Source organism: Leucobacter weissii (assembly GCF_017565745.1).
GTDB lineage: Bacteria > Actinomycetota > Actinomycetes > Actinomycetales > Microbacteriaceae > Leucobacter > Leucobacter weissii.
On sequence record NZ_JAGDYM010000004.1, the window covers coordinates 91975 to 116234 of the forward strand.

General features: G+C 73.0%; 22 protein-coding genes. 9 read left to right on the forward strand and 13 right to left on the reverse strand.

Annotated elements, in window-relative coordinates; all coding sequences use genetic code 11:
* Window positions 1–10 precede the first annotated feature (10 nt).
* From J4H92_RS02630 to J4H92_RS02640, 3 genes are read right to left on the reverse strand one after another with little or no spacing between them, the layout of a single operon-like run.
* On the reverse strand, window positions 11–1003 hold the full coding sequence (locus tag J4H92_RS02630) for an alpha/beta fold hydrolase (protein WP_208095626.1): 993 nt from the start codon (window positions 1001–1003) through the stop codon (window positions 11–13).
* The gene (locus J4H92_RS02635) at window positions 1000–1479 is read right to left on the reverse strand and encodes a Fe-S oxidoreductase (protein WP_243751921.1); all 480 of its coding nucleotides are present in this window, start codon (window positions 1477–1479) and stop codon (window positions 1000–1002) included. Before J4H92_RS02635 ends, J4H92_RS02630 begins: the two co-directional genes overlap by 4 nt.
* Window positions 1476–2312, reverse strand: a complete 837-nt coding sequence (locus tag J4H92_RS02640) for a DUF3097 family protein (RefSeq protein ID WP_208095628.1) — start codon at window positions 2310–2312, stop codon at window positions 1476–1478. The genes J4H92_RS02635 and J4H92_RS02640 overlap by 4 nt, the downstream gene beginning before the upstream one ends.
* Window positions 2313–2682: 370 nt before the next feature.
* Here J4H92_RS02640 and J4H92_RS02645 point away from each other — a divergent pair, with 370 nt between their 5' ends.
* The gene (locus J4H92_RS02645) at window positions 2683–3975 is read left to right on the forward strand and encodes an MFS transporter (RefSeq protein ID WP_208096503.1); all 1293 of its coding nucleotides are present in this window, start codon (window positions 2683–2685) and stop codon (window positions 3973–3975) included.
* 41 nt (window positions 3976–4016) lie between these two features.
* Here the strand turns inward: J4H92_RS02645 and J4H92_RS02650 are convergent, their stop codons facing one another.
* The 4 genes from J4H92_RS02650 to J4H92_RS02665 are packed head-to-tail and all read right to left on the reverse strand — an operon-like array spanning window position 4017 to window position 8063.
* Entirely contained in the window at window positions 4017–5198 is a 1182-nt protein-coding gene (locus J4H92_RS02650) for an ABC transporter ATP-binding protein (protein ID WP_208095629.1), read from the reverse strand.
* Window positions 5199–5203: 5 nt separating this feature from the next.
* The gene (locus J4H92_RS02655) at window positions 5204–5989 is read right to left on the reverse strand and encodes an ABC transporter permease (RefSeq protein ID WP_208095631.1); all 786 of its coding nucleotides are present in this window, start codon (window positions 5987–5989) and stop codon (window positions 5204–5206) included.
* Window positions 5989–6918 carry an ABC transporter permease gene (locus J4H92_RS02660; RefSeq protein WP_208095633.1) on the reverse strand — a complete coding sequence of 310 codons (930 nt, stop codon included), beginning with the start codon at window positions 6916–6918 and terminating at the stop codon, window positions 5989–5991. Before J4H92_RS02660 ends, J4H92_RS02655 begins: the two co-directional genes overlap by 1 nt.
* A gap of 5 nt (window positions 6919–6923) precedes the next feature.
* The gene (locus J4H92_RS02665) at window positions 6924–8063 is read right to left on the reverse strand and encodes an extracellular solute-binding protein (RefSeq protein WP_208095634.1); all 1140 of its coding nucleotides are present in this window, start codon (window positions 8061–8063) and stop codon (window positions 6924–6926) included.
* A gap of 321 nt (window positions 8064–8384) precedes the next feature.
* Between J4H92_RS02665 and J4H92_RS02670 the strand changes: the two genes are divergently transcribed.
* The 3 genes from J4H92_RS02670 to J4H92_RS02680 all read left to right on the forward strand — a co-directional run bounded on the left by J4H92_RS02670 (window position 8385) and on the right by J4H92_RS02680 (window position 12539).
* Complete coding sequence (locus tag J4H92_RS02670) at window positions 8385–9614, forward strand: flavin monoamine oxidase family protein (protein WP_208095636.1); 1230 nt, start codon at window positions 8385–8387, stop codon at window positions 9612–9614.
* Between the two features lie 124 nt (window positions 9615–9738).
* Window positions 9739–11214: a PucR family transcriptional regulator gene (locus J4H92_RS02675; RefSeq protein ID WP_208095637.1), complete on the forward strand. Its 1476-nt coding sequence runs from the start codon at window positions 9739–9741 to the stop codon at window positions 11212–11214.
* The gene (locus J4H92_RS02680; protein ID WP_208095639.1) at window positions 11211–12539 is read left to right on the forward strand and encodes an FAD-dependent oxidoreductase; all 1329 of its coding nucleotides are present in this window, start codon (window positions 11211–11213) and stop codon (window positions 12537–12539) included. The genes J4H92_RS02675 and J4H92_RS02680 overlap by 4 nt, the downstream gene beginning before the upstream one ends.
* 15 nt (window positions 12540–12554) lie before the next feature.
* Here the strand turns inward: J4H92_RS02680 and J4H92_RS02685 are convergent, their stop codons facing one another.
* The 3 genes from J4H92_RS02685 to pdxS all read right to left on the reverse strand — a co-directional run bounded on the left by J4H92_RS02685 (window position 12555) and on the right by pdxS (window position 14776).
* A complete protein-coding gene (locus tag J4H92_RS02685) occupies window positions 12555–12911 on the reverse strand; it encodes a VOC family protein (protein WP_208095641.1) in 357 nt (118 codons plus the stop codon).
* A gap of 249 nt (window positions 12912–13160) precedes the next feature.
* Entirely contained in the window at window positions 13161–13838 is a 678-nt protein-coding gene (gene pdxT, locus J4H92_RS02690) for a pyridoxal 5'-phosphate synthase glutaminase subunit PdxT (protein WP_208095643.1), read from the reverse strand.
* A complete protein-coding gene (pdxS, locus tag J4H92_RS02695; RefSeq protein ID WP_208095645.1) occupies window positions 13832–14776 on the reverse strand; it encodes a pyridoxal 5'-phosphate synthase lyase subunit PdxS in 945 nt (314 codons plus the stop codon). The genes pdxT and pdxS overlap by 7 nt, the downstream gene beginning before the upstream one ends.
* 95 nt (window positions 14777–14871) lie before the next feature.
* Here pdxS and pdxR point away from each other — a divergent pair, with 95 nt between their 5' ends.
* Complete coding sequence (gene pdxR, locus J4H92_RS02700; protein ID WP_208095647.1) at window positions 14872–16434, forward strand: MocR-like pyridoxine biosynthesis transcription factor PdxR; 1563 nt, start codon at window positions 14872–14874, stop codon at window positions 16432–16434.
* Window positions 16435–16552: 118 nt separating this feature from the next.
* Window positions 16553–17230, forward strand: a complete 678-nt coding sequence (locus J4H92_RS02705; protein WP_341782976.1) for an asparagine synthase — start codon at window positions 16553–16555, stop codon at window positions 17228–17230.
* A gap of 10 nt (window positions 17231–17240) precedes the next feature.
* Here J4H92_RS02705 and J4H92_RS02710 read toward each other — a convergent pair whose 3' ends face one another.
* From J4H92_RS02710 to J4H92_RS02720, 3 genes are all read right to left on the reverse strand, one after another.
* Complete coding sequence (locus J4H92_RS02710; RefSeq protein ID WP_208095648.1) at window positions 17241–17558, reverse strand: GNAT family N-acetyltransferase; 318 nt, start codon at window positions 17556–17558, stop codon at window positions 17241–17243.
* Window positions 17555–18439 (reverse strand): DUF4349 domain-containing protein, encoded by an 885-nt coding sequence (locus J4H92_RS02715; protein ID WP_208095650.1) that lies wholly within the window; start codon window positions 18437–18439, stop codon window positions 17555–17557. Before J4H92_RS02715 ends, J4H92_RS02710 begins: the two co-directional genes overlap by 4 nt.
* Before the next feature lie 80 nt (window positions 18440–18519).
* Window positions 18520–19917, reverse strand: coding sequence for an MFS transporter (locus tag J4H92_RS02720; RefSeq protein WP_208095652.1), 1398 nt, complete (start codon window positions 19915–19917; stop codon window positions 18520–18522).
* Window positions 19918–19943: 26 nt separating this feature from the next.
* Between J4H92_RS02720 and J4H92_RS02725 the strand changes: the two genes are divergently transcribed.
* The 3 genes from J4H92_RS02725 to J4H92_RS02735 all read left to right on the forward strand — a co-directional run bounded on the left by J4H92_RS02725 (window position 19944) and on the right by J4H92_RS02735 (window position 24207).
* On the forward strand, window positions 19944–21578 hold the full coding sequence (locus J4H92_RS02725; protein WP_208095654.1) for an adenosylhomocysteinase: 1635 nt from the start codon (window positions 19944–19946) through the stop codon (window positions 21576–21578).
* A 133-nt stretch (window positions 21579–21711) separates the two neighbouring features.
* Window positions 21712–23040: an amidohydrolase family protein gene (locus tag J4H92_RS02730; protein WP_208095656.1), complete on the forward strand. Its 1329-nt coding sequence runs from the start codon at window positions 21712–21714 to the stop codon at window positions 23038–23040.
* Window positions 23041–23241: 201 nt separating this feature from the next.
* The gene (locus J4H92_RS02735) at window positions 23242–24207 is read left to right on the forward strand and encodes a hypothetical protein (protein ID WP_208095657.1); all 966 of its coding nucleotides are present in this window, start codon (window positions 23242–23244) and stop codon (window positions 24205–24207) included.
* The last annotated feature ends 53 nt before the right edge of the window (window positions 24208–24260 follow it).

Here is a 24260-nt window from a genome sequence, read left to right on the forward strand (position 1 = left end):
CACCAGTTGGTTAACCTCTTGTTACGAAGGCGAGGCCGCCGAGTGCGGCGGCGAGCTCGCGCGGCGCGGCCTCGTGCAGATTGTGCGGACCGTCGACCGTTACGACGGTGCTGCCCGGCAGCCGTTCGCCCCACTCCGCTCGCAGTGCGGCGTCGACCAGGCCGCCCTCCGCAGCGATCAGCGCGAGGGGCGCTCCCGCGGCGTGGAGCGCCTCGAGCGGGGCCCACAACGGCCGGAGCGGGGCGGGGTCGTCGCTCGCCGCGATCGGCGGCGTCTCGAGATGGGCGAGGTGGTGCGCCCACTCCCAGCGCCCGTCGGACCGCCTGCGCGTGTTGAGCGCGATCCCGCGCCGCAGCGCAGCCCGATCGTGCCCGATGCCGAAGGCGATCGCGCGATCCACGATCTCCTCGTGCGTCGCGAAGTCGCGCTGTCCCGTGATGAACTCGACGACGGCGCCGGCGTCCCGCTTCGGGCGGACCCCCGGCGTGATGTCGACGAGTGCGACCCCGCGGACCCGCTCCGGGCGCTCCGCCGCGAGGAGGATCGCAGCCAGGCCGCCGAGCGAGTGGCCGACCAGCGCGAACGGCTGCGGCGCGAGGCGCTCGAGCGCGCGCGACAGGTCGGCCGCGAGGGGGCCGGGCGTGTAGTCCGCGTCCTCGCGCCAGTCGCTCCGACCGTGGCCGGGCAGGTCGACCGAGAGCGTCGGCGCGCCTCCGCGGAGGTCGCCCAGTGCGAGTGCGACCGGGTCGAAGCTGTGCGCGTTCAGGCCCATGCCGTGGAGCAGCACGGTGGCGGGCGCCTCTCCCGCCTCGAACGCCAGCGCCGAGATCCCCCGGCCCTCCGCGGTCTCGGTGCGCACCCGTTCGACCGCGGGGAGCGGCGCGACCCGGCCGACCCTCTCCGCGTCGGCCGCGAGGAAGCGGAACTCGTCGGCGTTGTCGGCAGCGCCGGTGCTTTCGGCGGTGACGCCGGGGTCGAGGCCGTCGGTCTCGGTGTCGTTCACAGGTAGCCTCCGTCTTCGAGTCCGGCTTCGATTTCGAAGCGGTTGCGCAGCGGATCCCGTCCGGCCAACAGGTAGAGGACCGGCAGCGCCATCCCGTAGCGCCGCCACTGCTCGCGGTGCACCCGCTCGTGGCGCAGCACCGCGGCTCCCGCGTTGTCGGCGGTGAGGTAGCAGGCGCCGACGCAGCTGCCGCCGCGGCCGAAGGCCCACTTCGGCAGGCCCGTGAACACCCAGAGCCCGTCGATGCGACGCACCTCTCCGGTGCTCCAGATCGACCCCCACACGAAACCGACGACGGTCGCGTACCAGTACCCGATTCTCGCGAACGGGTATGCGCGTCGCCTCTGCGGCGCCGCGGGCGCCGGTTCGCCGGGTGCGGAAACGCGGTGCGCTTCAGCTGACGCCGGTGCGTACCGGTATGCGATCCCGACGAGGGTCCGGGGACGCGCGCGCGTGATCGCGGCACCGCCGCTCATCGCGATACCGTCACGAAGTCGATGAGCTCCTCGACGCGGCCCAGCAGGCGCGGGTCGAGATCCCGGTACGAGCGCACCCGGCCGCGGATCCTCGACCAGGCGTCGGCGATGTCGGACGGATCCTCGGCCGGCCAGCCGAGCGCCCCGCAGATGCCCGCCTTCCACTCGACCTCCCTAGGGATCTCGGGCCAGGCGCGCAGGCCGAGGCGCTCCGGCCGCACCGCCGCCCAGATGTCGACGAAGGGATGGCCGACGATCAGCACGTGCGCGCCGAGGGAGCCCCCGGCGATGCCCGCGGCGATCCGGCTCTCCTTGCTGCCCGCGACGAGGTGGTCGAGCAGCACCCCGGCTCGTCGCTCGGGACCGGGGCGGAACTCGGCGAGCACCGCCTCGAGGTTGTCCGCGCCGTCGAGCAGCTCGACGACGACGCCCTCGACCCGCAGGTCGTCGCCCCAGACCTGCTCGACCAGCTCGGCGTCGTGCTTGCCCTCGACGAAGATGCGGCTCGGCATCGCGACCCGCGCCCGCCGCTGCTCCACCGCGAAGGATCCCGACGCGGTGCGCTGCCGCTGCTTCGGCCGATCGGGCAGGGTCAGCGACACCGGGGCGCCGTCGATGAGGAAGGCGTCGTTCAGCGGGAAGGATCGCACGCGCCCGCGCCCGTCCTCGAGCTGCACGAGTCCCTCGCGCGCGCCCACCACCGCGCCGCACCACTCGCTCTCGCTGTGCTCGACCACCAGGCCGCGCTCCAGGGCGACCGCGCGGCGCCGCACCGGCCCGCGGCGCGGGCGCATCGCGGCGACGGGATCCTGGTCGTATCTCGGGTCGAACACGCCTCTACGCTACCGCGCCCGACGCCGTGCGCTTCGCCGGGTCCCGCGTGAGCCGCGCCGAGTTTCGCGAGTGGGACCTTGTTTCGCGAGTGGGACCGAGTTTGGCGGTGCAATGGGGTCGCTCTCGCGAAACGGGGTCCCACTCGCGGAGGAACGGAAGGGAGGGGAAGGGGAGGCCGGGAACGGCGGGGCGGGGAAGAACGCGGAGCCGGATGGGAAGAGCGCGGAGCGCGGGCGCATCGGGGTGTAAGGTGCGGGGGTGGGCGGAACGAACGACGAAGCCGAGCGGCAGCGCGAAGCGCATGATCGGCGACGCGAAGCGCAGAAGGGCGGGCGCGAGGATCGGGCACCGCGCCGACGGTTCAGGGATCTGCTGGTCGACACCGCGCCGCTGCGGCAGAGCCCCGCCTTCGCCCGGCTCTGGTTCGGGGGGTCGGTCGCGCAGATCGGCGCTCAGATGACCATCGTCGCGGTCGGCCTGCACATCTACCACCTGACCGAGTCGACGCTCGCCGTCTCGATGGTCGCGCTCTGGGCGCTGGGGCCGATGATCCTCGCGGGCTTCGGCGGCGGCGCGCTCGCGGATCGCTTCGACCGGAGGATGGTCGCGCTCGTCACGGCCTGCGTGGCCTGGACCAGCATCGGCACGATGACGCTGATCGCGTTCCTCGGCATCGAGGCCACCTGGCCCTACTACGCGCTCGCCGCCGTGAACGCCGCATCGGCCACCGTGATCGGCGCCGCCCGCGGGGCGATGGTGCCGCGGCTGCTCCCGGGCGGGCTGCTCCCCGCCGCGGCCGCGCTGAACGGCATCACCATGGCGCTGGCCGTGACCGTCGGCCCGGCTCTGGCCGGTGTGCTGGTGGCGACGATCGGGTACGCGCCCACCTATCTGCTCGACGCCGTCCTGTTCACCGCCGCCTTCGTGGGCATCCTGGGGCTGCCGAGCCTCAAGCCGGAGGGCGAGCGCTCGGCGCCCGGCCTGCGCTCGGTGGTCGAGAGCCTGCGGTTCCTGCGCCGCGCGCCCAACGTCCGCGCCACCTTCGTGTTCGATCTCATCGCGATGGGCTTCGGCACGCCGCGGGTGGTGTTCCCCGCCGTCGGCGCGCTCGTGCTGGGCGGCGGTCCGGTGACGGTCGGCGCGCTCACCGCGTCGTTCGCCGGGGGCGCGCTCCTGAGCGGGGTGATCTCGGGTCCGCTCGGCCGGGTGCGGCGGCAGGGCCGCGCGGTGACGTTCGCCATCGCCGCCTACGGCGCGAGCGTGACCGCGTTCGGAGCGGTGCTGCTGATCGCCGGCCTGGCCTCCGCTCCCGAGGAGGGAGCCGCCAGCGGTGCGCCGGAGGTGCGCTGGACGGCCCTCGTCCTCGCCTGCCTCGCCCTCGCGGCGGCCGGGTTCAGCGACAACGTCAGCGCGGTGTTCCGCACGACCATCCTGCAGGCGGCCGCTCCCGACGAGGTGCGGGGCCGCATGCAGGGGCTGTTCTACGTGGTCGTCGCGGGCGGGCCGCGCGTGGGCGACCTGTTCGCCGGAGCACTCGCGACCGCGATCGCGCTCTGGGCGCCCCCGCTCATCGGCGGCGTCGCGATCGTCGTGCTGATGCTGCTGATGCTGCGCACCTGGCGCGGCTTCCAGCGCTACGACGCGATCAGCCCCACGCCGTAGCGGCCGGACCCGCCGACCCGGCCGCACCGGCGGCGGGAGCGTCAGGTGGCCGATTCGCCCGCCTCGCCCGTGTCGACCAGCAGCACCCCGGAGGAGATGTTCCAGGTCATCGTCACCTCGTCGCCGCGATTGTGGATCCGCGCCTCCTGGCCGAGCCGCACGGATCCCTCGCTGCCGTCGGGGAGGCGCACCGTGTAGCGGCGGGAGGCCCCGAGGTAGGTGACGTCGAGGATCGTGACCGGGATGGCGTTGCGCTCGCCCCTCGGCTCGGTGCCCGCCGGCTCGAGCCGGAGGTTCTCGGGCCGGATCAGGATCGCGAGATCCTCCGCCAGGCCGTGACCGTTCGCGACGACCCGGTGCCCGGCGACCTCGATCGCGGTCTGCCGGTCGCCCACGGACGCGCCCTTGCCGAGCAGCACCGTGGATTCGCCGAGGAAGCGGCCGACGAAGAGCGTCTGCGGCGCCTCGTAGAGGTCCTCGGCCGTGCCGACCTGCTCGAGCCGCCCGTTGTTGAACACGGCGATGCGGTCCGACATCGACAGCGCCTCCTCCTGGTCGTGCGTCACGTACACGAAGGTGGATCCGACCTCGCGGTGGATGCGTTTGATCTCCGACTGCAGCCACTCGCGCAGCTTCTTGTCGAGCGCGCCGAGCGGCTCGTCCATCAGGAGCACGCGGGGGTGGTAGACGAGGGCGCGGGCGAGGGCGACGCGCTGCTGCTGTCCTCCCGAGAGCTCGGACGGGTACCGGTCGCCGAACTCGCCCATGCGCACCATGTCGAGGGCGTCCGAGACCATCCTCCGCTGCTCCGTCTTCGAGATCCTGCGCCGCTGCAGGGGATAGGCGATGTTCTCGAAGACCGTCTTGTGGGGGAACAGGGCGTAGTTCTGGAAGACCATCCCGATGTCCCGCTTGTGCGGCGGGAGCTTCGCGACCGGCTTGCCGTAGATGTGCAGGAGACCGTCGGTGACCTGCGTGAAGCCGGCGATCATGTTGAGGGTCGTGGTCTTGCCCGATCCCGACGGGCCGAGGAAGGTCATGAACTCGCCCGGTTCGATCACCAGATCGATGCGGTCGACGACGGTGCTCTCGCCGTAGCGCTTCGTCACCTGGTTGAGGCTGATCCCGGCCTCGCCGATCGTGGAGATCGCCGAGGTGTCGAGCCCCTCGGCGCGCAGGGCGCGTTCGTGCCCCTCGGGCACCGGGATGTCGTTGTGGGTCATCGCGTTCACGCTGCGACTCGCTTTCTCTTTCTCGAGGCGAACTGGGCGGTGAGCATCACCAGCACGGAGGTCACCATCGTGATCACCGCGACGGCGGCCACGGTCGGGTCGTTCGTCTGCGTCACACTGTTGAAGATCTTCACCGGCAGCGTCTGCAGCGAGGGGCTCTGGATGAAGAGGGAGAGGATCACCTCGTCGAAGGAGGTGACGAAGGCGAACAGGGCGCCCGCAGTGACCCCCGGCGCGATCAGCGGGAGGGTGATGCTGAAGAAGGTGCGCACCTTGCCCGCCCCCAGGCTCGCGGAGGCCTGCTCCAGCCGCGGATCGAGCCCCTGCAGCGAGGCCATCACGTTCGTGATGACGAGCGGCAGGGCGACGATCGTGTGCGCGAGCACGAAGCCGGGCAGCGTGCCGAGCAGGTTCATGCGCAGGAACAGGGAGTACAGGCCGACGGCGAGCACGATGCCGGGCACGATCAGCGGCAGCAGGAAGTATCCCTCGACGAGGCTCTTGCCGCGGAAGCGCACCTTCGAGAGCCCGAGCGACGCCAGCACCCCGACGGCGGTGGCCACCAGCATCGTGAGGATCGCCACCTGCAGGGACGAGAACAGCGACCTCAGCCAGGTCGGGTCGGTGAAGAAGTTCTCGTACCAGCGCGTCGAGAATCCCTGCGGCGGGAAGTTGAACGACGACGCGTCGTTGAACGACATGGGCACGATCACGAGGGTCGGCAGCACCAGCCAGACGATGATGATCACGGCGAAGGCGCCGAGCAGACGCTTGGACGTCATCAGCGGTTCACCCCCGGGAAGAGGCTGCCGCCCTTGTTCAGCCGCGAGACGACGACGAGAAGCAGGATGGTGCACACGAGCAGGAAGATCCCGAGCGCGGTGCCCTGGCCCCACATCAGGAACACGCTGATCTGCTGCTGGATCAGGGCCGAGATCATGATCTCCTTCGAGGATCCCAGCAGGGCGGGGATGATGTAGAAGCCGAGGCCGAGGATGAACACCGTCACCGAGCCCGCGAAGATGCCCGGGCGCGACAGCGGCAGATACACCGTGAGGAACGCCGTCACCGGTTTCGCCCCCAGATTCGACGCGGCGGGCAGGAGCCGCTTGTCGATCTTCGCCATCGCCGAGTAGAGCGGCAGCACCATGAAGGGCAGCAGCACCTGGCTCATGCCGAGGGCCACGCCGAAGGTGGTGCGGATCAGCGGGATCGGGCCGATCCCGAACCAGGCCGCCAGCAGCCCGTTGATGGGGCCGGTGTCCTGCAGCAGCACCATCCAGGCGAGCGTGCGCACCAGGATCGAGGTCCACAGCGGCAGCATGACGAACAGCTGCAGCAGGTTGCGGGTGCGGTCGGAGACGATGGTCATCAGGTACGCGTAGGGGTAGGCCAGCAGCAGGCAGACGACGGTGACGAGGAACGCCGTGCCGAAGGTGCGCACGACCACGGCCAGGTTGGCCTCGGTCGTGAACAGCCAGACGTAGTTCTGCAGCCCCGGCACGGGGTCCGTGACCGAGCGGATGAAGACGTCTACCAGCGGGGCCAGGAAGAACAGCGAGACGATCACGAACGCCGGGACGAGCAGGAGGAGGGGGCGCCAGTTGCGCGCGCCCCGCTTCCTCCCGCCCGCGGCGTCCGCACCGGGGGCGGCGCCCTGCGCGGCGATGCGCTCGGTCGCCGTGCCCCCGGTGACGGTGCTCTCGGTCATGGCGATCAGTTGCCGGTGGCCCAGCCGGCCCACGCCGCGGCGAGCGCGTCGTAGTTGTCGACCCAGAAGTCGACGTTCGGCGCGATGCCGGTGTCGAGGTGCTCGGTCGTCATCCAGGTGGTGAGCGTCTCGTCGAGATCGGGCTTCGCGTCGACGTTCACCCCGCCGTACGAGGTGAGCTCGGTCATCTTCGCCTGCTGCTCGGCGCCGAGGGAGTAGTTGACCGCCGCCTGCGCGGCCTGCTTGTCCTTGACCCCCTTCGGGATGCCGTTGGAGTCGACCATGATCATCCACTCGTCCCACATGGGGGCGACCGGCGCGCCGGCGGCGGCGGCGCCGTAGCCGCGCCCGGACCAGACCAGGCCCATCACGGCCTCGCCCGCCTCGAGCTGCTGCTGCGCCTGTGCGCCGGTCGTCCAGCCGATCACGCTGTCGCCGAGCCCCTTGTAGAGGTCGAAGGCGCCCTCGATGTCCTCCGGCTGCAGGTTCTGCACGTCCTTCCCCTGCGCGGTGAGCGCGAACTCCACGGTCTGCGGATCCACGTAGGTGGACTGGCTCACCGTCCGCTTGCCCGGGAACTTCTCGGTGTCGAAGAAGTCCGCCGCGCTCGTCGGCGGGTCGTCGCCGAACGCCTCGGTGTTGTAGGCGACGACGAGCCCGTACAGGATCTGCGGCACCATGCAGTCGTCGGTGATGGTGCCCTCGGGGATCTTCGAGAGGTCGATCTGGTCGTAGTCGTACTCCTCGTAGAGGGTGCCGCAGCCCCGCGCCGTGTCGAACTGCGTCGTGTTCACGATGTCCCACGTGACGTTGCCGCTGTCGACCATGGCCTTGAGCTTGCCCGCGTCGAACGCGTCCTGGTTGAACGACGCCCCCGACGCCTCGGCGAACGGAGTCCACAGCGCCTCGGTCTGGCCGTCCTGGAAGATGCCGCCGGAGCCGGCGAACGTGAGGGTGACGCCGTCGAACACCCCCGCGGGCACCTCGCCCGCGACGGGGGTGCCGAGATCCCGCTCGGGAGGGGGTTCCGCCTCGCCGCCGCTGCAGCTCGCCAGTGCGAGCATCAGCGCCGCGGCGCCGGCGGCCACGGTCGCGCCGCGTCTGACGACTGCCCCGCCGCGTCTGTTCGTGATTCTCTTCGTCATGGCTGTTGCTCCCTCACCTCATCGTGATTGTTCGGCCGTCCCGTCTGCTCCTCCGACGGCTCGTCCTGAGCCCCCGGAACCGGCCGTGCCGCTCGGCGGACGCCGCGACGGGATGCCCCGAAGGTAGCAGCGCCCGACCCGGTCGAGGGCGGTGCCGTTACCCGTTCGTTACCGCGGACCGCGATGTTTCATAGATTCGTACGGAGCCGCCGCGAAGCGTCGTACGAACATAAGAATCCGGACGATCCGGGCTCCGATCCGCTCGCGTCGGACCGCGGATTCCTTACGATGGTGCTGCAACGGGTTCGAGGAGGAACACCAATGGATATCGTCGTCGTCGGCGCGGGGCTCGCCGGTCTCACCGCAGCATGGGAGCTCGGGAAGTCGGGCCACCGGGTCACGGTTCTCGAGGCGCGCGACCGCGTCGGCGGCCGCACCTGGTCGGAGCGCCTGGGGAACGGCCAGCTGACCGAGCGGGGCGGCGAGTACGTGTTCCCGACCGAGTTCCCGATCCGACGGCTCGCCGCCGAGCTGGGCGTGCCGATCATGACGCACAACGTCCGCTACGGGCGGAGGACCGTCGCCGGCCGCGTCATCTCGTTCGAGCAGCTCGGCGAGACGACGGCACTGGTGCGGGGGACGCTCGATCGCATGCTCGCCGACGGCGAGACGGAGGTCTCGCTCGAGCAGGCCTTCGCCGAGGCGCTCGGAGAGGGCTACCGCCTCGATCCCGTCTACCGGCGCACCACGACCTCGGCGGCGGCCGATCCGGAGCGGGTGAGCGCGGCCGCGGTCCTCCTCCACGAATCCTCGGGGGTCGGCGGCTACATCGAGGACGGGGGCCGCTTCGCGGCGGGAAACCAGTCGCTCGCGCTCGCGCTCGCCCGGGAACTCGGCGACCGCGTCCGCCTCGAGCATCCGGTCGCCGGGGTCGACCAGTCCGCCTCGGGGGTGCAGGTGACGCTCGCGGACGGCGGGCGGATCGACGCCGATGCGGCCGTCGTGTCCGTCCCCCTGCCGCTGCTCGGCGAACTGGAGCTGGGCTTCGAGCTGCCCGACGCGCAGCGGCGCGCGCTCGACCATCGCTTCATGGGGGTCGCGGCCAAGCTCGGCGTCCCGCTGAGCCGCGTCGACGAGGACTCGGCGCTGCAGCACCCCGAGCACACCTGGTGGTCGTGGCGGTCCCTCTCGATCGACGGCGAGCACCGGATCCCGGCGCTCTCCTGCTTCGCCGGCGGCCCGTTCGCGCTCGAGGCGCTCGGCACGCAGCACGGGCACGAGGGCTGGGTGCGGGCGCTGCGCGAGCTGCGGCCCGAGCTCGAGATCGACGGCGAGCCGCTGCTCACCGACTGGACGGACGATCGCTGGACCCGCGGGGCCTACAGCGCCCCCGGGCTCGCGTGGGCTCCGGAGGACACCGACGCGTTCCGAGAGCCGGCGGGCCGGGTCGCGATCGCGGGCGAGCACACCGGTGCGGCCCAGTCCCTCTCGGGCGCGGTCGCCTCGGGGTATCGCGCGGCCGCGGCCCTCGAACGCGGGTCGACGGTGTAGCCGTGGACCGCGCCGACTCCGACCGCACACCGCCGAACGGGCCGGGGGCGCACCCGCGCCCGATCGCCCACGGCAGAGGCGTCCGACCACCCGGAGCGTCGGCGACCGCGAAGAGCACCGGCGCATGACCTTCACCGTCAAGTCCCTGCTCGATCTGCCCGAGGCCCGCACCGTCTCGCTCACCCCCGGCGTGGGGGAGGAGCGCCTGATCACCTGGGCGCACGTCTGCGAGCTGCCCGAGCCCTGGCGCTGGCTCGGTGCGGGCGCACTGCTCATGACCACCGGCCTCCCGCTGCCGCCGGACGCCGAGCAGCAGCGGGAGTACTTCCGGGGCGTGCACGCGGGCGGGATCGCGGCGATCACCATAGACGAGACGATGCCCGAGGTCGAGCTCCACGCCTCCGCACTGGACGACGCGGCGAGGATCGGCCTCCCCGTGCTCCAGACCGCCCATGAGGTGCCGTTCGTCCAGCTCTCGATGGCGGTGGCCCGCGCGGCTCAGCAGGATCGGGTCCGCCGCATCCGGCAGGCGGAGCGGATGTACGCGATCCTCCGCACCCGCGCGACCGACCGGACGGTCGACCTGCTGCTCGCCGAGCTGGGCCGGGTGCTCGGCGGGGAGCTCAGCCTGCACCGCGGCGCCGAGCGTGGCGTCGACCGGAAACCGGTGGAACGCGTCTCCCGGGGGGTGCTGACCGCCGTCGTCCCCGCGGAGACGGAGACGGAGCTCCGCTTCTCCGGCGCCCTCGACATCGATCCCTCGCTGCTGCTGCACGCCGCGAGCATCGTCGGAAGCGCCCTGGCGGTGGAGGAGGCCGCCAGGCACAGCGACTGGCGGCACGGCTCGCTGCTGCTCGGCGAGCTCTGCGACGAGACCCTTCCCGCGGAGAACGCGGGCGACCTCGTCGCCGCCTACGGGCTCCGCACGCCGTTCGTGCTGGCCGCCGCCCAGGCCGCGGAACCGGAGGCGCTCCTCGCGTCCGTGCACACGGCGTTCGCCGCCGACGGCGTGCCGGCCCTGGTCACCGTCAAGGACCACCAGCTGCTGCTGCTCGGCAACGCGGGCGAAGCAGTCGATGACGTGTTCGACGCGATCGCCCGGGCCGGTGCGCGCCTCGGCGTCAGCGAGCACTTCGACGCGCTGCAGGAGCTGCCGACGGCGCTGCGCCAGGCGAGGAGCGCGCTCATCCGCAATCACGAGCCCGGGCTCGTGATGCGGTTCGAGGAGCACGAGACCTCCTCGCTCTTCCTCCCCAACGACCCCGCGCAGCTCCGCGGCATCGCCAGGCAGGTGCTCGGCCCGCTCCAGACCTACGATCGGCAGCGCGGCACGAAGCTCACGCACACCCTCCGGGTCTTCCTGGAGGAGAATAGGAGCTGGGTGCGCGCCGCCGAACGCCTGTACGTGCACCGCCAGACGCTCATCGCCCGCATCTCCCGCATCGAGAAGATCATCGACCGCGACCTCTCCTCGATGGAGGACGCGGCGGAGTGCTGGCTGGCCATCCAGGCCGCCATCGGCTCCGGCGAGCTGGACCCCGGCGTCGCGGCCCGCCGCGCGGACACCGCGCCGCACCCATCGGAAACGGAGGAGACGTGAACGACACGGATGCCGACCGCTCCGTCGACGTCGCGGTGATCGGGGCCGGTTTCGCCGGCCTGATCGCCGCACGGGAACTGGGCCGGGGCGGACTCGACGTCCTCGTGCTCGAAGCCCGGGACCGCGTCGGCGGGCGCACCTGGACCGAGCACCGCCTCGGCCGGCCCCTCGAGCTCGGCGCGAACTGGGTGCACTGGGTGCAGCCCCACGTATGGGCCGAGATGACGCGCTACGGCCGGGGCATCGAGCGCAGCCCGGCCGCGGAGGAGGCGCACTGGCGGGGCGCCGGCGGCGCCCCGCGGAGCGGCACCCTCGCGGACTTCACGGCGCTCATCAACGACGGCCAGCGGCGGCTCGTCGCCGACGTCGCGGAGGCGATGCCGCGCGGCACGGAACCGACGGTCGGCGCGATCGGAGAGCTCGACCGGCTCAGCATCCAGGACCGCTTCGACCGGCTCGGGCTCGATCCCGAGGCGCTCGCCGCGAACGAGTCGGTGTGGGTCGGCCACGTGAACGCGCCGCTCGACCGGGTCGGGCTCTCCAGCGCGTACCGGTGGGTCGCGGCGACGGGCGGCCACTGGCCGCTCATGCACGAGGCCTCGGCCACCTTCCGCGTCTCGGAGGGGATGAGCGAGTTCACCCGCCTCATCGCGGGAGACGTGCGTGGCGAGATCCGCCTCGGGACGACCGTCGTGTCGGTCGAGCAGCGCGGCGACGCGGCCATCGTGGAGACCGCGGGCGGCGAGCGGATCCGCGCCCGCCGGGTGGTCAGCACGCTTCCCGTGAACGCGGTCCGCGGCATCCGCTTCTCGCCGGAGCTGCCGTCCGCCTGGCGGAGGCAGAACGCCGAGGCGGTCGCCTCCGACGGCACCAAGATCTGGATCCGCGCCCGCGGGCACCTGCCGCGGTTCTTCGCCTACGCCACTCAGCACGACCCCATCTCCGTGCTCAAAGTTGAGTTCCACGGCTCCGACGAGGACGGCGAGCCCTGCACCCTCCTCGTGGGCTTCGGGCCCGACCACTCCCGGATCGACCCCGACGACCTCGCCGGGGTGCAGTCCGCCGTCGACGCCGTGCGGTCGGGCATCCGGGTGACCGGCGCGACCGCGCACGACTGGATGGCGGATCCGCTCTCCCGCACCACCTGGATGACGCACCGCCCCGGGCAGCTCACGCGCGACCTGGCGGAGCTGCAGGAGACGGCGGGCGTGCTGCACTTCGCCACGAGCGACAACGCGAGCCTGTGGGGCGGCTTCATCGACGGTGCGATCGAGAGCGGGCTGCGGGAGTCGCGTCGGATCCTGGACGCGCTTCTGCCCCGCTGAGCGCGGCGCCGGAGCTCAGTGCGGGTCGCCGATGCAGAACTGGTTGCCGTCGGGATCCTGGAAGATATCCCAGCCGAAGTCGGCGTCCCCGCGCTGCCCGAGATGCACCGCGCCGGCCGCGACCCACTCCGCGACCATCCGTTCCCGATCCTCTCCCGCCGAGCGGTCGAGGTCGAGGTGCATCCGATTCTTGCCCGGTGTCGGATCGCCCACCCGCTGAAAGCCGAGGTTGACCGCCGAATCGGGAGCGCTGACGATGCTGAACCAGCCGTCGGCGTCGAAGACGATCTCCCCGCCCAGCCGCTCCGCCCACCAGGCGGCGATCGGCCGCGGATCGCGGGTATCGAGGGTGACCATTCCGAGGCGGATCATGTTCGCTCCGTTCGTCGGGGCTCTCGCCCCCGCGGCTTCGGTGTGTACAGGGTAGCGGACGACCGTCACGGGCGCGACGCCCGTTGCTCTCGTCGTCGACGCGGCCTGGGGCGCGTGGCTCGGCGGGCCCGACCGGGCGCGAGAGGGACACTCCGCGACGAGAAGGCTGCTCCGCTCCCGCGACTGAGGGTCCCTCCCGTGGTGGAGGGTCCCTTTCGTGCTGGTGCGCGGACGACGGTGCGCGGGGGGTCAGCGGGGGATCCGGCTCAGCAGGGCGCGGTGGATCGCGGGCTCGCCGGAGAGCTCGGGATGGAAGGCGATGCCGGTCACCCGCCCGAGCGACGCGTGCCCCGCGACGTCCGCGTCACCCTCGATCGAGGTGGCCCCCAGCACCCGGCCGTCGCGGCGCACGATCGCGCGCGCGCCGGAGCCGACGGACACGATCTCCGGGGCCCGGATGAGCGCTCCCCGAACGGTCCCGCCCGGCTCGGTGCCGTCGATCCCAGATGGTCCGACCTCGAACTCCGCCTCGTGGGAGACGAGCTGCGCTCCGAAGGCGTTGCGCCGCACGGAGACGTCGAGCAGGTCGAGGGATCGCTGACCGGGGGCCGGATCGAGCACCTCGCGCGCGAGCAGGATCAGGCCGGCGCAGGTGCCCAGCGCGGGGACACCGTCCGCGACCGCCCCGCGCAGCGGCTCGGCGAGGTCGAGCAGGCGCAGCAGCCGATCCTGGGTGCTCGACTCGCCGCCGGGCAGCACGATCGCGTCGACGCGCGGACCGTCGGGACCCGTCAGATCGCGCTCGCGTCGCACCGGCACCGCCCGCGCGCCGAGCCCCTCGATCAGGCGGAGGTGCTCGGCGACGCCGCCCTGCAGCGCGAGGACGCCGACGGCGGCGGGCGCCGTGCGGGGGCGGGCGCTCACCATCCCCGTTCCGCGAGGCGGTGGGGAGCCGCCAGATCCGCCACGTTGATGCCGACCATCGCCTCGCCGAGCCCGCGGGACGCGCGAGCGATCGCGGCGGGGTCGTCGTACTGCGCGGTCGCGGCCACGATGGCCGCGGCGCGCTTGGCCGGCTCGCCCGACTTGAAGATGCCCGACCCCACGAATACGCCGTCGGCGCCGAGCTGCATCATCATCGCCGCGTCGGCGGGGGTCGCCACGCCGCCCGCGGTGAAGAGCACCACCGGCAGCGCGCCGGTGCGCGCGACCTCGGCGACGAGGTCGTAGGGGGCCTGCAGCTCCTTCGCGGCGACGTAGAGCTCGTCGTCGCCCAGCGAGCCGAGGCGGGCGATCTCGCCGCGGATGGTGCGGATGTGCTTGGTGGCCTCGGAGACGTCGCCCGTGCCCGCCTCGCCCTTGGAGCGGATCATCGCCGCGCCCTCGGCGATCCGCCGCAGCGCCTCGCCCAGGTTGGTGGCGCCGCAGACGAAGGGCACGGTGAAGCCCCGCTTGTCGATGTGGTTGACGTAGTCGGCGGGGGAGAGCACCTCGGACTCGTCGATGTAGTCGACCTCGAGCGCTTCGAGCACCTGGGCCTCGACGAAGTGGCCGATCCGCGCCTTCGCCATGACCGGGATCGAGACGGCCGCCTTGATGCCGTCGATCAGGTCGGGGTCGCTCATGCGGGCGACGCCGCCCTGGGCGCGGATGTCGGCGGGCACGCGCTCGAGCGCCATCACGGCGACGGCGCCGGCGTCCTCGGCGATCCTGGCCTGCTCGGGGGTGACGACGTCCATGATGACGCCGCCCTTGAGCATGTCGGCGAGGCCGCGCTTGACGAGCGGGGAACCGGTCGAGGTGGGCGCGTCGGCGTCTCGGGCGGGGGAGGCGGCAGGGGTGCGAGCAGCGTGATCGTGAGTCATGCCATTCACTCTGGACCGCGCAGTTGGTCTCTTTCAAGTGCCAAGAATCATCATATGAAATAGACCAAGAGGGGAAGCGGTGGCACACTGGTCGGATGCCGAACACCGCCGACCCGCGCCGATCCGAGGAACGCGCCCATCAGCACAGCCGCACGGCGGCCGAGTTGCCGGTCGTGCTGGATCGCCGGGGCGAGGAATCCCTGCCGGTGCAGCTGGCCGCCGCGCTCCGCGCCGCGATCGACGGCGGCGCGCTCCTGCCCGGCGAGCCGGTCGCGGCGAGCCGGGAGCAGGCGCGGCGCCTCGGCGTCGCCCGCGGCGTGGTGGTCGCGGCCTACGAGCAGCTGATCGCCGAGGGGTATCTCACCGCGGCCCACGGGCGCGGCACGAGGGTGCACCCCGAGCTGCGCACGGCCTCCGCGGGACCCGTCGGGGGAGCGCGGCCCGCGAGCGGTCGGGGGGCGGAGCCGATCGCCGCACCCGATCCGGGGCCGGCATCGGGTGCGGCCGGAGCGGCCGGATCCGCGCGCGGGCCCGCGGGGCCCCTCACCCCGGGGCTGCCCGACATCAGCGCGGTCGACACCCCCGCGTGGCGCGCGGCGTGGCGCTCGGCGGCGGCGCGAGCGCATCTGCGGGCGCCGGATCTCGGGGATCCCGCTCTGCGCTCCGAGATCGCCGAGCACATGCGCCGGATGCGCGGCACGGCCCGGCCCGCGGAGGACATCATCGTGACCGCCGGCACGCGCGAGGGGCTCGGCCTGCTGATGACGGCGCTGGGCACGACGGGCGGGCGCCGGCTCGTGATCGGCGTGGAGGATCCCGGCTATCCGTCGCTCCGGCGGGTGGCCGCGCGGCACGGCGCCGAGATCGTCGCGCTGCCCGTCGATGTCGACGGCCTCGACACGGGTGCGCTTCCCGAGGGTCTGCTCGATGCGGTCATCGTCACCCCGAGCCACCAGTATCCGCTCGGCGGTTCGCTGCCGCTCGCGCGTCGCCGTCAACTGCTGGAGTGGGCGGTTCGCGGCGGGGCGGTCATCGTGGAGGACGACTACGACTCCGAGCTGCGCCACGCGGGGAGCCCGCTCCCGGCGCTCGCGGCGCTGGACGACCCGGTCGAGGGATCCGTGGTGCTCCTGGGGACGTTCTCGAAGACCGTCTCCCAATCGCTCTCGGCGGGCTTCCTGCTCGCGCCCCGGCGGCTGCGCGCCCTGGTCGAACCGGTGCGCCGCGACCTGGGCGGTCCGGTGCCCGCGGTCGTGCAGACCGCGCTCGCGGCCTATCTCGGCAGCGGGGAGCTCCGGCGGCACACGGCCCGGATGCGCCGGAGGTACGCGGCCAGGCGCGAGGCCGTGGTGGAGAAGCTCCTCGGCGTGCCGGGTGCGCGGGTCCGGACCATGAGCGGGGGGCTGCACGCGGTCGTCCAGTTCGGCTCCTCGCCTGAGACCGAGCGGCAGGTGCTCGCCGCCTCCGATGCGGTGGGGCTCGGCGCGGTGCCCCTCAGCGCGTACTGGCAGCAGCGCACGCCCGGCGCCATGCGGTACGGGCTGGTCATCGGCACCGGCGGCGCCGACGACGCCCGCTTCGCGCGCGCGCTGACTGCGCTGCGCGCGGTGCTGCTGGCCGCCGATCTCGGCGGCAAGGAGGCGCATCCGGGGGTCTGAGGCGCCGGCACACCCCCGGGCGCGCTTCTGGCAGGACCGCCTTCGCTCGTTCGCCGGCCCGGGTGGGAGATACTGGTAGCTGGCTGGGATCGTGAGAGGGAGCCGGGAGAGGAGCGCCGTGTTCGAACGTCTGAGACGCATGTTCGGTGGATCGCGCCCGCGCGCGCACCGCAGACTGCCGCGCCGCGAACTCGCCCCGGTGGAGGAGATCGTCGAGCAGGGGCTCCTCGTCGCCGACGTCGCGGCGCGTATGGCCGTCAAGAACGACATCATCATGAACGCGCTCAAGCGCAAGGTCGACTACGACGAGCAGCAGATCGTCGAGATGGTGCGCAGCGCGATCACGGAGCTCGCGGAGGAGCGCGAGCGTGATGCGAAGCACATCGACCGGATGCGGGGCGAGATCCGGAGCACCGGACGGAGCGCCTGGACCGAATCGGAATACGGCAACGACGACAACCGGACGCTCCGTCACCGCCAGGAGGTCTACGAGGGCGTCGCCGCCGAGTTGCGTCTCAGAGCCGACGACCCGGACTATCTGACCCGCACGGCGGAGCGCGCCCGGGCGGCGGCCTGGGGAGAGATCGGCGACTCGCTGAAGGAGCGCGCCAGCCACCCCTACTATGCCGGCGGGCACTCGGCCGAGTACCGGCGCGCCCGCGACTCGCGCATCCAGCTGCTCATCGAGCGCGACCTCACCGAGCTGATGCGTGAGCGGCAGGAGGCCCAGCAGCGTCCGGCCGAGGGCAAGTCCCGCCGCAGGCTGCTCGGCGGACGGAAGGGCGAGGACGGATAGGATCGTCCCGCTAGGCCGAGTTCAGCCGACGCAGCTCCGCCGCCATGAACCAGCACGAGGCGAGGATCCGCCTCCCCTCGACGATCTCGTCGGTGAGCGCGCGCTGTGCGAGCAGGCGGGAGATGCCGCTGCCGCGCAGCGCGGGATCGACCTCCGTGCCGTCGAAGTCGATCGCCGCGCCCTCGGCGCCCGCCTCCCCGTGCAGCGCGTAGTGGGCCGTGCCCAGCAGCGCGCCCTCCCGCAGGATGACGAAGCGGTGGCGCTCGGGCTCGTGGGAGATGACGAGTCCGTCGTCGCGCGCCGCCTTCTCGTCGGCGTACCCGGTCATTCTGGGTTCCCCTCGACCTCGACCCCGCGGTTCCTCGGGCGCTTGGCGAACCGAACGAGGAGCACCACGGCGAGAGCGATGACGCCGCCGAGTGCGAGCCATGGCAGGAGCACGCCGAGCACCACCAGGAGTCCTGCGCCGGCGGTCGCGATCGAGTTCCAGCCGGCGACGAGACCCTCCCAGAAGTTGGCGGGGCCGCCCGGCAGCACTGCCGCCTCGCTGCCGAGGGAGACCCGGATGCTCGCCTCCTGCACGCGCCCCTCGAGCGACTTCAACTGCGCGACGAGCCCGTCCAGCTCCTGCTGGCGCTCCGAGAGCGCGGCCTCGGCCTCGATCAGATCGGCGGTGTTGTCCGCGTCGGCGATGAGCGCCGTCAACCGCTCGACCGAGGCCTCGAGCGCGGCGACCCGGGCCTGGAGGTCGACGTGCTCCGCGGTGACGTCGTTCGCCGAACGATTCTGCGACACCACCGTGCCGATCGCTGCGAGCGCGGCGAAGGCCTCGTCGAGACGTTCCGAGGGCACCCGCAGCTGCAGCTCGGCCCGGGACGCCCCGTCTTCGTCGGCGCGCTCGATCGTCTCCGACTCGACGTAGCCGCCGAAGCCCTCCGCGAGCCGCCTCACCTCCTGGGCCGCGTCCGCGGGGTGCTCCACCTGGATCGCGGCGTCCCCGCTGTAGACCACCGACCGGCCGGACACCGCCGAGGGGTCGTCGTTCGCCGCGACGGCGTCCCCGGTGGCATAGCCCTGCTCCTCGACGACGCCCAGCTCGGGCGCGACGGAAGTGCCGGCATCCGTCGCGCCCCCGTCCGAGGAGCAGGCGGCAAGGGAGGCGACGAGCAGAGCGGAGGCGACGGCGAGCGCGGTGCGGCGGAGCTTCATACGACACACGCTAGAGCCGCGGTCCTCGGTGTTGCTGGAGAAGACCGGGTCGCGGCGAGATCGTTATGGAGCGGTGATCGTCATCGGTCGTCGAGGGGGGTCCCGCCGCGATCCACCAGACCCCACGTGGCCGCGGCCGCCACGACGAAGAAGACGGCGAAGAGGGTGAAGGCGAGCGCCGCACCGCCCGCGGCGAGGATCAGCGGCACCAGCAGCGGCGCGATGATCGAGGCGATGCGGCCGACGCCGGCGGCCCAGCCCGCGCCGGTCGCGCGCAGCGAGGTGGGGTAGATCTCGGGGGTGACCGCGTAGAGGGCGCCCCATGCGCCGAGGTTGAAGAACGAGAGCGCCATCCCGGAGGCGATGATCGCGGCTTCGCTCTGCGCCGTGCCGAAGAGGACGGCGGAACCCGCCGATCCCAGCAGGAACACGGAGAGCGTCGAGCGGCGCCCCCACTTCTCGATGAGCCATGCCGCCACCGCGTAGCCCGGCAGCTGGGCGAGCGTGATGATCAGCGTGAAGCCGAAGGAGCGGACGAGGCTGAAGCCGGCGTCGACGAGGATGCTCGGAATCCAGATGAAGGCGCCGTAATAGGCGAAGTTCACGCAGAACCAGATCAGCCAGGCCGACGCCGTGCGCACGCGGAACTCGCGTGACCACAGCGAGGCGACGCGCGCGCCCGAACTGCGCGCCAGCGGCGCGGCCGCCGCGACGGCGGAGGCCGCCGCGGCGCGGCTGGGCTCCACGGGTGCCTGGATCCCGGCGGACCTCTCGAAGTCCGCGATGATCCGCTCCGCCTCGTCCGCGCGTCCCCGGCCGATCAGCCAGCGGGGGGACTCGGGCAGGCCCCAGCGGACGATCAGGGCGTAGGCCGCCGGGATCGCGCCGAGCACGAACGCCCAGCGCCAGCCGTCGGGCGAGGCCGGGACCAGGAAGTAGCCGATGACCGCCGAGGCCGTCCAGCCGACCGCCCAGAACGCCTCGAGGATCACGATGAGCCGACCCCGGATGCGCGCCGGCGCGAATTCGCTGACGTAGGTGGAGGCCACCGGCAGCTCGGCGCCGAGTCCGAGCCCGACGATGAAGCGCAGCAGCAGCAGCAGCCCCACCCCGCCCACGAGCGCGCTCGCGCCGGTCGCGACGCCGTAGATCAGGAGCGTCAGGGCGAACACCTGACGGCGTCCGATCCGGTCGGCGAGCAGGCCGCCGAGGCTCGCCCCGATCGCCATGCCGGCGAAGCCCACCGAGACGATGAGCCCGCTCTCGCCCTTCGTGATCCCCCAGTGCTCCACCAGCGCGGCGATGATGAAGGAGATCAGGCCGACATCCATGGCGTCGAGCGCCCAGCCGATCCCCGAGCCGGTGAGGACGCGGCCGTGCTTGCGCGTGAACGGCAGGCGGTCCAGGCGTTCGGCCGGAGACGGCGCGGGCGGCCGCGGCTCGGGAGCGGAGTTCAGCGGCTCGGAAGATGCGGTCATGCACATATCGTAGGCTCATAGCCACCATGACCGCACCCGGCTCCGCGCCCGATTCCGCACACGTCCCCGCGCCCGGCTCCGCGCCGCCGCCGCTCCGCGCCGAGCGCTTGATCAGAGGCGCCGCTCGAGCCGGCAACGGCCTGATCGCGGGTGCGCGGGTGGCGGTCCGGGTGAGCGATCCTGAGGTGGCCGAGCCGCTGCGGTCGGCCCTGCGGCGGATGGGGGCGAGGCTCGAGCGCGAACCCGCCGGGCCGATCGGTGCGGGCGGCGACCCCGCCTCCGGGGGCGAGGCGGATATCGTCATCGGCGATGAGCGGGTCGGACCGCCGGAGATCCGAGACGGATCGGCCGCCGGGCGGATCGCCTGGGCGCGCGCCCGCATGCCGGCGACCGCCGCGCTGGCGGACGAGCTGCGGAGCTCGGGCGCGCTCGCCGGCGCGCGGGTCGCCGTGAGCCTCGTCATCGAGCCGAAGACCGCGGCGCTCGCCCTCGCGCTGCGCGGAGCGGGGGCTGAGGTCGCGGTGTTCGGGGCCGCGTCGGAGACCGACCCGGCCGTCGTGCGCGAGCTGCTGCGCGAGGGTCTGACGGTGTTCGCGCCCGCCTCAGGTCCGGTGGCCGGCTCGGAGACGGATCCGGACGCCGCCGCCGTGGCGGACGCCCGGCACGCCGCCGCCGTGCTCGACTGGGGGCCCGAGCTGCTCGTCGATGACGGGGCGCATCTGATCCGACTCGCCCACACCGAACGACCCGACGCGCTCGTCCGACTGCGCGGCGCGAGCGAGGAGACCACGAGCGGCGTGCGCCCCCTCCGCGAGATGCAGGCCGAGGGAGCGCTGCGGATCCCGGTGCTCGCCGCGAACGACGCCCGCACCAAGACGCTCTTCGACAACCGGATCGGCACCGGGCAGTCCTGCGTGTTCGCGATCGCTGACGCCGTGGATCACCCGGCGCTCGCCGAGCGGGGGCTCGCGCCCGGCGTTGCGGGGCGCTGTTGGACGGTGCTCGGCTACGGTCCGGTGGGCGAGGGCGTCGCCCGCTTCGCGGCCGCGCTCGGCGCCCGGGTGACGGTGGTCGAGCGCGACGCCGTGCGGGCGCTCGCGGCGCTGCACGACGGCTTCGAGGTCGGAGAGCCCACGTCGGTGCTGCCGCTCGCCGACGTGGTCGTGAGCGCCACCGGGATCCGGCACACGCTCGACGCGGCGGGGTTCGGGCTGCTGCGGCCGGGCACCGTGGTCGCGGTCGCCGGCGGCGTGGACGACGAGCTCGCGCTCGACGCGCTGCGGGCGCTGGGGTGGCGGCGCGGGGCCGTCACCGGGTCGGCGGGGGAGTGGCGGCCGCCCGCGGTCGATGCCTCCGCCGGCGTCGCGCTCGGCGTCATCGTGCTCGCGGACGGCGGCGGCGTCAACTACACCGCCGCCGAGGGCAACCCCGTCGAGGTCATGGATCTCTCCTTCGCGACCCAGCTGGCCGCCCTCGGGCGGCTGTCGGCTGGCGGGCTCGAGCCCGGCGTGCATCGCCTCGGCGCGGAGGACGAGCAGCGGGTCGCGCGTGCCGCGCTGGCCGCGCGCGGCGGGTCGGCGCACGCCGGGGCGGCGTCCGCTCCGCGCCCCGGCGATGCCGCGCAGGCCTGGCGGGCGCACCGCTACCGGGCCCGAACCTGATCCTCTCGCGTCGCCCGCGGCAAGGGGTCCACGCCCGGAGGGAAGCACGCGGCCCGGAACACCCGGTCGATCCCGCAGCTCTGCCCCGAGCGACGGCGAAAAGGGGAGACGGGCGCGACAGTAGACTCGCGGGGTGAGCATCACCGTCTACAGCGCCGAGCACGTCTTCCCGGTGAGCAGCCCGCGGATCCGCGACGGCGCCGTCGCCGTGCGCGGCGGGCGGATCCTGCACGTCGGGGACCGGCGCTGGGTGCTCGAGGCGCTCGCGCAGCGCGGCGAGCCGATCCGCGAGGAGCGCTGGGACGGCGTGATCACCCCGGGGCTGGTCAACGCGCATACCCATCTCCAGTACACACGGATGAGCGACGTCGCCGCGCGCCATTACGAGGGCTTCGACGACTGGGGACGCGCCTTCGACGACGCCTACGAGCGCCCCGGACACGACTGGGCTGCGGCGGCGGCCGAGGGAGCTGCGCTGTCGGTCGCCGCCGGCGTGACGGCGCTCGCCGACGTCGTCACCGACCGCGCCGCGCTCTCCGCGCTGCACGACGCCGCGCTGCACGGCATCGCCTACTGGGAGGTCTACGGCAAGAGCAACGCCGACTGGACGCCGGAGATCCGGGAGAGCGTGCGCCGCCAGCTCCGCGAGATCCCCGCGCCGCCGGGCGGAGGGGTCTCGCCGCACGCGCCCTACTCGCTGGAGGTGCAGCCGCTGCTCGAGATACCGGACCTCGTGCGCGAGGAGGGGCTGCGCCTGCACATCCATCTCGCCGAGGCGCACATGGAGCGCGAGCGCGGCGGGATCCAGGGCCGCGGCTCGTCGGGCGGCGACGCGCACGAGACCTGGCCCGAGCTGGGCGCCGACAGCTTCCGGGCGCTGCGATCCCGAGGCATCGGCGTCTCCTCGACCCAGTTCGTGGACCACCTCGGCGTGCTCGGCCCCGACTGCCATATCGCGCACGGCGTCTACGCGAACGCCGCCGACCGCGCGCTGCTGCGGGCGCGCGGCAGCAGCGTCGCGCTCTGCCCGCGCTCGAACGAGATCATCGGCCTCGACCTGCCGCCCGTCGCCGACTACCTGCGCGAGGGCAACCCCATCGCGGTGGGCACCGATTCGCTGGCCTCGTCCCCGTCGCTCGACCCGCTGGCCGATGTGGGGGCGCTCTACCGGGTGGCACGTCAGCAGGGCTACGCCGAGGCGGATCTGCATCAGCGCCTCTTTTCGGCAGCGACGCTCGGCGGGGCGACGGCGATGGGGCTGCACGTCGGCAAGCAGCGGATCGGCCAGCTCGTCGTCGGCGCGTACGCCGATCTCGCCTTCTTCGACGTGCGGGGGCGGGATCGCGACGCGGTGCTCGCGGAGCTCGTCGAGGCCGGGGCCGGTCGTTGCGCCCGCACGCTGGTCGCGGGCGCGGAGCGCTTCAGGGGAGAACGCATCGCGTTCGACCGCGATCCGCGCTGAGGCCACTGCCTCAGGAGCGCTTCAGGGGAGAACGCATGGCGTTCGACCGCGATCCGCGCTGAGGCCACTGCCTCAGGAGCGCTTCAGGGGAGAACGCATGGCGTTCGACCGCGATCCGCGCTGAGGCCACTGCCTCAGGAGCGCTATGGGCACGGCCGCTCGGACGGGACTCGGTGAGCGGCGGCCGATAGGCTGGCTCCCATGGGAATCCGTGGTGTCCTGCGTCGTGTGAACGATCCGAGCAGCGTGCCGCACGGGGTTGTTTCGACGGCGCTCGTGGCGGGGCTGGCGTTGGTCGAGCCGCGGAGGCTGACCACGGGGCGTCGCCTGGTCTATCGGGTCGGGATCGCCGCGATGACCGCCTGGATGGTGTGGGCGAGCCTGCGGCCTAAGAGCGACGAGACTGTCGATTCGGCCGGCCCGGTCCCCCTGCTCGGCCCGGTTGATCCCGCCGCCTCGTTCGGTTCGCTCGGCCCGGCCGATCCGCTCGGGCCGCTCGGGCGCGCTGCGGTCGCCACCGGTGCGGCCGGTGCGGCGCTCGGGATCGCCGAGGCGGGCGAGGCCCTCGACGCCCGGCTGCACGACGGGCTGGTCCGCGCCGGCGCGCGGCGTCCGCGTCTCTGGCTGGCGGCTGGCGAGGCGGCACTGTCGATTGCCGCGTGGTGGGCCGCTCGTCGGCTCGACCGTGTCAGCATCGATACCGAGTATGCGTTCGAGGAGCCCGCGCGGGCTCTGGTCGAGCTGCCGGGGGAGCTCCGGGATCTGGCGCTGCACGTGCTTTCCGCCACGGAGGATCACGGTGCGCCACGGCTGCGGGAGCAGTTGGCCGCGGCGAGGGCGATCAGCTTCGACGATGGTGCGATCGAGATCTCCTTCGCGCAGTTCGACACTCCGACGGATCTGCCGCGGGCGGTGCCTGGGAACGGTGTGTTCCCCGTCATCGGGCGCTTCCGCGCGCTCGACAGCCGCACCTTCGACATCCGCATCTTCGTCGACGAGGGGCGCCTGGAGAGCATCCACATCGATGAGGGAGCCGACTGGACGCCGGAGGAGCGGGACGACTGGGACGACGCGGGGCGCGACGTCGGCGAGCTGGAGGCGTGGCCCGCCCCGGCCGACGTCGAGCTGCTGAGCGAGACCGAGTCGGGCTACCGGCCGTTGACGTGACGCGCGGTCGTCGACCGCGCGCTCCCCTGCTCCCCGCGCTTCCGTCCCTCTGC

What these genes read in the sequence shown, in the direction of transcription:
- J4H92_RS02635 (WP_243751921.1), bottom strand. Translation starts at nt 1,479, where the DNA reads ATGAGCGGCGGTGCCGCGATCACGCGCGCGCGTCCCCGGACCCTCGTC.
- J4H92_RS02650 (WP_208095629.1), bottom strand. Translation starts at nt 5,198, where the DNA reads ATGACCCACAACGACATCCCGGTGCCCGAGGGGCACGAACGCGCCCTG.
- J4H92_RS02655 (WP_208095631.1), bottom strand. Translation starts at nt 5,989, where the DNA reads ATGACGTCCAAGCGTCTGCTCGGCGCCTTCGCCGTGATCATCATCGTC.
- J4H92_RS02660 (WP_208095633.1), bottom strand. Translation starts at nt 6,918, where the DNA reads ATGACCGAGAGCACCGTCACCGGGGGCACGGCGACCGAGCGCATCGCC.
- J4H92_RS02665 (WP_208095634.1), bottom strand. Translation starts at nt 8,063, where the DNA reads ATGACGAAGAGAATCACGAACAGACGCGGCGGGGCAGTCGTCAGACGC.
- J4H92_RS02670 (WP_208095636.1), top strand. Translation starts at nt 8,385, where the DNA reads ATGGATATCGTCGTCGTCGGCGCGGGGCTCGCCGGTCTCACCGCAGCA.
- J4H92_RS02675 (WP_208095637.1), top strand. Translation starts at nt 9,739, where the DNA reads ATGACCTTCACCGTCAAGTCCCTGCTCGATCTGCCCGAGGCCCGCACC.
- J4H92_RS02685 (WP_208095641.1), bottom strand. Translation starts at nt 12,911, where the DNA reads ATGATCCGCCTCGGAATGGTCACCCTCGATACCCGCGATCCGCGGCCG.
- pdxT (WP_208095643.1), bottom strand. Translation starts at nt 13,838, where the DNA reads ATGGTGAGCGCCCGCCCCCGCACGGCGCCCGCCGCCGTCGGCGTCCTC.
- pdxS (WP_208095645.1), bottom strand. Translation starts at nt 14,776, where the DNA reads ATGACTCACGATCACGCTGCTCGCACCCCTGCCGCCTCCCCCGCCCGA.
- pdxR (WP_208095647.1), top strand. Translation starts at nt 14,872, where the DNA reads ATGCCGAACACCGCCGACCCGCGCCGATCCGAGGAACGCGCCCATCAG.
- J4H92_RS02710 (WP_208095648.1), bottom strand. Translation starts at nt 17,558, where the DNA reads ATGACCGGGTACGCCGACGAGAAGGCGGCGCGCGACGACGGACTCGTC.
- J4H92_RS02715 (WP_208095650.1), bottom strand. Translation starts at nt 18,439, where the DNA reads ATGAAGCTCCGCCGCACCGCGCTCGCCGTCGCCTCCGCTCTGCTCGTC.
- J4H92_RS02720 (WP_208095652.1), bottom strand. Translation starts at nt 19,917, where the DNA reads ATGACCGCATCTTCCGAGCCGCTGAACTCCGCTCCCGAGCCGCGGCCG.
- J4H92_RS02725 (WP_208095654.1), top strand. Translation starts at nt 19,944, where the DNA reads ATGACCGCACCCGGCTCCGCGCCCGATTCCGCACACGTCCCCGCGCCC.
- J4H92_RS02735 (WP_208095657.1), top strand. Translation starts at nt 23,242, where the DNA reads ATGGGAATCCGTGGTGTCCTGCGTCGTGTGAACGATCCGAGCAGCGTG.